Here is a 788-nt window from a genome sequence, read left to right on the forward strand (position 1 = left end):
ATTCGCAGGTGATGACCAGTCCGCTCTGGCTGCAGCTCCACGGCGAGCCGGGAGCCACGCCCTCGAACGTCTCCTCCGCCGAGACCCGGTCGATGATCCGGATCGGATTGGCCGGGCTGTAGCTGGCGGTGGACGGACCCAGGTTGCGGACCGTGATGACGCTCGTCATCACGCCGTTCGCGGCGACCGGGTTCGGCGTTTTCGTCTTGCCCTGGAGGCGGAGGTCGGCCGTGGGGGCGACGACGCGGAACGACGCGCTGGCGCTGTTGTTCGCAAGATCCGGATCCGCGCCGCCGGGAGGAAGCTGGATCTGGGCCGTATTGACGGCGGAGGCGGTCCCCGGGGTGACGGTGGAAGCCGTCACGGAGATGGCGAAGCTCCTGCTCTGTCCGGCGGCGAGGGTGCCGGCGTCGCAGGTGACCGTCCGGCCCGCGAGCGAACAGCCCGCCGGGACGCCGTCGAACGTGAAATATTCGGGAATCGTGTCGCTGATCGTCGCGCCCGCGACGGAACGCGGCCCGTCGTTGACGATGCCGATCGTTATGGTCGCGGGGGAGCCGAGCAGGTTGATCGCGGCCATCGTCTTGGTGGCCCGCAGGTCCGATCCGGGCTGCACCTGGGTCACGACCGGAGGCGCCGCATTGTTGGAGCCGTTGGGATCGAGGACCAGCGGGCTGGTCAGCGAGGCGAAGGCGTTGTTGGTGATCGTCCCGCTGGTGGGATCGAGCACGCGGCCCCTCAGCGTGATATCGGGCAGCGCCCCGACAAGCGGGGCTCCCGTATAATTG

At 68.8% G+C, this 788-nt stretch carries 1 protein-coding gene; it reads right to left on the reverse strand.

All coding sequences use genetic code 11. From position 1 onward, the window contains the following. On the reverse strand, positions 1-730 hold a 730-nt coding region (locus AC2JF9_RS08050), incomplete at its 3' end, for a hypothetical protein (RefSeq protein ID WP_500726764.1). Positions 731-788 lie beyond the last annotated feature (58 nt).

It is taken from the genome of Lactobacillus sp. C449L (genome assembly GCF_059900815.1).